Source organism: Streptomyces scabichelini, from assembly GCF_011045015.1.
Lineage (GTDB): Bacteria > Actinomycetota > Actinomycetes > Streptomycetales > Streptomycetaceae > Streptomyces > Streptomyces scabichelini.
The window spans coordinates 1-4,698 of record NZ_JAAKZY010000380.1 but is presented as its reverse complement, the minus strand read 5'-3'; the positions used below and the strand labels follow the sequence as shown (position 1 = coordinate 4,698).

Genomic DNA, 4,698 nt, shown 5'->3' with positions numbered 1-4,698 from the left:
CGGGCAACCTCCGTGCCCGCCTCACCTCCTTCGTCGGGCGGGACAGTGACATCGAGGCCATCGGGGAGGATCTGGGGTCGGCGCGGCTTGTCACCTTGCTCGGGCCCGGCGGGGCCGGGAAGACGCGCCTTTCGCAGGAGGCGGCGGAGAGCGTGGCGCCGGCCTTGCCCGACGGGGTGTGGCTGGCCGAGCTCGCGCCCGTCGACGGTCCGGACGCCGTCGCGGAGGCCGTACTCACCGCCGTCGGCGCCCGCGAGACCGTGCTGTACGGCGCCGGGGCGGAGGCCATGCGCGCCGGATCCGACCGGCACGACGACCCGGTCGAGCGGCTCGCCGAGCACTGCGGCAAGCGGCGCATGCTGCTGATCCTCGACAACTGCGAACACGTCGTCGACGCCGCCGCACGGCTCGTCGAGGAGCTGCTGGAGCGCTGCCCGGAGCTGACGGTACTGGCCACCAGCCGCGAACCCCTCGGCGTACCGGGGGAGTTGCTGCGGCCCGTGGAGCCGTTGCCCGAGCCGGTCGCGTTGCGGCTGCTCGCCGACCGGGGCGCCGCGGCCCGGCCCGGATTCCTGGTGACGGACGATCCCGACGCCTGCGCCGAGATCTGCCGCCGCCTCGACGGCCTCCCCCTCGCCATCGAGCTCGCCGCCGCCCGACTACGGATGTTGACACCACGTCAGATCGCCGACCGGCTCGACGACCGCTTCCGGCTGCTCACCTCCGGCAGCCGTACTGTCCTGCCCCGCCAGCAGACCCTCCGGGCCGTCGTCGACTGGTCCTGGGAGCTGCTGAACGAGGGCGAACGGGACGTGCTGCGGCGGCTGTCCGTCTTCGCCGGCGGCTGCGACCTCGCCGCCGCCGAGGCGGTGTGCGGACCCGCCGCCCTGGAGGCGCTCGGCTCGCTCGTCGACAAGTCCCTGGTCGTCGCCACCCCTTCGGGGGAAAAGGGCGAGATGCGCTACCGGCTCCTGGAGACCGTCGCCGAGTACGCGGGCGAACGGCTCGACGAGGCCGGGCAGCGCGAGCGGGCCGAGCGCGCGCACCTGACGTACTACCGCGAATTCGCCCGCACCACCGACCCGTTGCTGCGCGGCCCCGGACAACTCGCCGCCATCGAGCGCCTGGAACGCGAGTACGAGAACCTGCGTACCGCCCTGCGCCGCGCCGTCGCCGACCGGGACGAGCAGGAAGCGCTGTGCCTGATCCTGTCGCTGGCCTGGTACTGGCAGATGCGCGACCTGCGCATCGAGGCCCGCAACTGGTCCCGCGAGGTCCAGGCTCTCGGTCCCGACCCCTTCGGTGAACCGGTCCGCGCCGCCGAACCCGTGTGGGAGCGCTGCACGGACAGCCCACCCCCATGGAACGGCGAGGTCCTCGAAGAGGCCCGTCGCGGTGTCCACCTCGTCCAACTCGCCTGCATGGACACGGAGTTGGACACCTGGCAGACCCCGCAGGGGCAGGCGAAGCTCCGCGCCGTCGCCGGCACCTACGAGCCGGGCCTGCCGCAGACCTGCCGCATCCCCGGCTTCTTCTGGGTCTACGCCGTCATGCTCACCGGGGACATCGAGCGGCTGCGCCGAATCATCGAGGCCACCGTGCGGACCTCCCGCAGCACACCCGGCTTCGAGTGGGAGCTCGCCTCGAGCCTGCAGTTCCGCGCCAACCTGCTCGCCAACCGCAGCGAGTGGGCGGGCGACGCCACCCGCGACGCCGACGAATCGCTGGAGATCTACGAGCGTCTCGGTGACCTGTGGGGTACCGCCGAGGCCCTCTCCGCCCGCGGCGAGGCCCACGAACGCAAGGGCGAGTGGGGGGCGGCCGCCACCGCCTACGAGGCGGCGATCGAGCGCGCCGAACAGCTCGGGGCCCGGGCCCAGGTGGCGGTACTGAACGCCCGCCTGGGCAGCGCGCTGATCGAGACCGGGGACGACGAGCGCGGCGAACACCTGCTGCGCGAGGTGATCGCCGGGCAGGACGGCGTACGCAACGACGCGATGCCCGCCGCCCGGATGTTCCTCGCCGCCCGGCTAGGCATGGCCGGCCGCATTCCCGAGGCCCGTGAGCAACTCCGGATGGTGCGCGAGGAGTTCGCCATCGCCCACTTCGTCGTCTTCGACGCCTTCATCCTCGGCTCGGAGGCCTGGATCGAGGCCTTGGACGGCTGCTACGAGGTGTGCCTGGACAAGATCCGCAGGGCGCTGGAGCGGGCAGGGGACTCGCTGTCCCAGGCCATCGCCCCCCACATGCGCACCATGTACCTGCACATCGCCGCGATCGCCCTCGCCGCCGTCGACGGCGGCAGCCGCGCCCGTGACGGCGCTCGCTGTCTCGGAGCCGGGGACGCGCTGTTGCCGCCCGGCTATGCCGCGCCGTGTGTCGAGCGCGAGATTCACGGCAGGGCCACGCGGGCGTTGCGCACCGTACTCGGCGACGAGGCCTACGAGTCGGCGTACGCGGAGGGCGGCGGCCTCTCCCCGGAGGAGGCCGCCGCCCTGGTCTGACGCGCACCGATCTGACGTGCACCGATCTGACGGGCACCGACGTCGAACGGGCCGGCCGGTCAGTTCTTCGTACGGAACTTGTGGATGGCGACCGGCGCCATCACCGCCGTGAGACCCACCGTCCAGGCCAGCGTCACCCACAGTCCGTGTGCGACCGGACCGCCCACCATCAGTCCGCGCGCCGCGTCGGCGAGCGCGGACAGCGGGTTGTACTCGGTGAAGTTCTGCAGCCAGCCCGGCATCGAGGCGGTCGGCGCGAAGATCGACGAGCCGAACTGCAGCGGCATCAGCACCAGGAAGCCCATCGCCTGCACCGACTGCGCGCTCTTCATCGTCACGCCGAGGGTGAGGAACACCCACATGAGCGCCGAGCCGAACAGGGTGGCCAGCCCCACGGAGGCGAACAGCCCCGGCCAGTGGGTGATGTCGAAGCCCACCAGCACGGCCACCAGCATGAGGATCACGCACGCGACGAGCATCCTCATGATCTCCACCACGATCTTGGCGACCAACACCGAGCCGCGCCCGATCGGCAGGGAACGGAAGCGGTCCATGACCCCGGAGTTGAAGTCCGTGTTGAACCCGGTGCCCACGCCCTGGGCCATGTTCATCCCCATCATGGCCAGCAGCCCGGGGATGACGTACTGCACGTACGCCTGTTGTCCGCCGCCCAGCGACTGCCCGATGGAGCCGCCGAAGACATACACGAACAGCAGGGTGAAGATCACCGGGAACAGCACCGCGTCGAACATCGACTCGGGGTCCTGCCGGATCCACAGCAGGTTGCGCCGGGTCAGCGCGCCCGTGTGACGGAGGTGGCCGCGCAGCGAGATACGGGCGTCGGCGTTTACGGCTGTGGCAGTGGCGGCGCTCATACGGCGACCTCCTCGCGTACGTCGGTGGGCACGGCGTCCTGCGGGGCACTGGCGCGGTGGCCGGTGAGGGACAGGAACACCTCGTCCAGGCTGGGCAGTTCGGTGGTGATCGAGGCGATCGTGATGCCGTGCGCGACGACGGCGCCGGTGACCGCGGTGAGCTGCTCGTCGCTGAGGATGGGGACGAGTACGTCACCGCGCTCGGCGTCGACGGTCGTGGTGGCGAGCCCGGTGATGCCGAGCTCGTCGAGGGCGGCGGCCAGCGGGCGCAGCTCCAGCGGATCGGCGGGCCGCACCCGCAGCGCCCGTCCTCCCACCCTGGCCTTCAGCTCGTCGATGGCACCGTTCGCGATGACCTTGCCGCGGTCCACGACGGTCAGCTCGGAGGCGAGCTGCTCGGCCTCCTCCATGTACTGGGTGGTGAGCAGCACGGTGACACCCTCACCGACCATCCGCTTGACCTCGTCCCAGACCTCGTTGCGGGTGCGCGGGTCGAGCCCGGTGGTCGGCTCGTCGAGGAACAGCACCTCGGGCCGTCCGATCATGGAGGCGGCGAGATCGAGCCGCCGCCGCATGCCGCCGGAGTACGTGCTCACGGGCCGCTTGGCGGCATCCGTCAGCGAGAACCGCTCCAGCAGCTCGTCGGCACGCGCGCGTGCCTCCTTGCGGGGCAGGTCGAGCAGGCGGCCGATCATGTAGAGGTTCTCCCAGCCGGGGAGCTTCTCGTCGACGGAGGCGTACTGGCCGGTGAGCCCTATCACCCTGCGCAGCTGCCGGGGCTGCCGTACGACGTCGTAGCCGGCGACGGTGGCGTGGCCCGCGTCGGGGGCGAGGAGGGTGGACAGGATCCGTACGAGGGTGGTCTTGCCGGCGCCGTTCGGTCCGAGCACGCCCATTACGGTGCCCTCTCGTACGTCCAGGTCCACGCCGTCCAGTGCCTTGGTCTCGCCGTAGTGCTTGACCAGCCCCCGTACGGTGACCGCGCTCCGTGCGCGGGCGCTGGGCTTGTTGTCGATTCGCGTCATGCCGCCAAGGTGTCAGGTGCCACTGACAAACCACCGACATCGCGCCGATAGGGGTTTGGGTTCGTTGTCGGCGGGTTGCCTCCGGCGGTTGAGCAGTTTGGGTTCGTTGTTGGGTGCGGGTGGGTTGGTGGCTGGTCGCGCCGTTCCCCGCGCCCCTGGGGTCCGGTGGGGGGTGCGGGGTCGTGGGTCGGTGCGTCAGCCCGTCGCAGGGTGGGCATACGGCCCGGTGTCGGTACACGGCCCTGGTGACCTGAGACCGAACCTACGCGACGGGCATACGACGCACCGACCCAC

General features: G+C 71.3%; 3 protein-coding genes. 1 reads left to right on the top strand and 2 read right to left on the bottom strand.

What is annotated here, in order from left to right:
- Window positions 1-2,504 (top strand): ATP-binding protein (locus G5C60_RS49500; RefSeq protein WP_165270687.1); only part of this gene is annotated, 2,504 nt, incomplete at its 5' end.
- Window positions 2,505-2,563: 59 nt separating this feature from the next.
- On the opposite strand, the gene G5C60_RS49495 is transcribed toward G5C60_RS49500, so the two are convergent.
- Window positions 2,564-3,379: an ABC transporter permease gene (locus tag G5C60_RS49495; RefSeq protein ID WP_165270685.1), complete on the bottom strand. Its 816-nt coding sequence runs from the start codon at window positions 3,377-3,379 to the stop codon at window positions 2,564-2,566.
- Window positions 3,376-4,404, bottom strand: coding sequence for an ATP-binding cassette domain-containing protein (locus G5C60_RS49490; RefSeq protein WP_165270683.1), 1,029 nt, complete (start codon window positions 4,402-4,404; stop codon window positions 3,376-3,378). The genes G5C60_RS49495 and G5C60_RS49490 overlap by 4 nt, the downstream gene beginning before the upstream one ends.
- Window positions 4,405-4,698: the final 294 nt, after the last annotated feature.